The sequence below is a fragment of the Citrobacter sp. Cf116 genome, assembly GCF_030336505.1.
Classification (GTDB): Bacteria; Pseudomonadota; Gammaproteobacteria; order Enterobacterales; family Enterobacteriaceae; genus Citrobacter; species Citrobacter freundii.
The window spans coordinates 1-211 of record NZ_JAOWEQ010000004.1; the positions used below are offsets into that span (position 1 = coordinate 1).

Consider the following 211-nt stretch of genomic DNA (forward strand, 5'->3'; position numbering starts at 1 on the left):
CTCAGAAGTGAAACGCCGTAGCGCCGATGGTAGTGTGGGGTCTCCCCATGCGAGAGTAGGGAACTGCCAGGCATCAAATTGCAGTAAACCGGGATGAAGAATCCGGGTAGTGACAAAGAAATTCGGTGGAGCGGTAGTTCAGTTGGTTAGAATACCTGCCTGTCACGCAGGGGGTCGCGGGTTCGAGTCCCGTCCGTTCCGCCACTTATTA

Annotated in this window: 1 tRNA gene; it reads left to right on the forward strand. The window is 55.0% G+C overall.

Features of this window, described 5'->3' with window-relative positions:
* Window positions 1-127: 127 nt before the first annotated feature.
* Window positions 128-204: transfer RNA gene (locus OGV74_RS00705), tRNA-Asp, on the forward strand.
* Window positions 205-211: the final 7 nt, after the last annotated feature.